Origin of the sequence: Streptomyces sp. P9(2023), from assembly GCF_032436795.1 — a bacterium.
Lineage (GTDB): Bacteria > Actinomycetota > Actinomycetes > Streptomycetales > Streptomycetaceae > Streptomyces.
Window position 1 is genome coordinate 1 of sequence record NZ_JAUPWM010000898.1, and the last position, 231, is coordinate 231.

General features: G+C 57.6%; 1 pseudogene. It reads left to right on the plus strand.

Features of this window, described 5'->3' with window-relative positions:
* Window positions 1-231 (plus strand): annotated as a pseudogene (locus Q5762_RS39835) (hypothetical protein); the annotation flags it as partial.

A 231-nucleotide genomic window follows, 5' to 3' on the forward strand; every position in this document is an offset into this window, starting at 1 on the left:
CGAAAACGGTTTGAAAGCGAATTGGCAGAACTGGTTCGCTTTGGCGGGAATGCCTGCGATCCAGACACGAGGGCAAGGTTTCAGCCATGGGAGCATGGCCATTGATGCCGCCATCAGGGGAGAAGGCATAGCCCTTGGCCGGAGCGTCCTGATTTCCGAGGACCTCGCAGCGAGCCGCTTGGTTGAGCTCTTCCCGGAATACCAGCTCGATGTCGAGTATGGCTACGATCT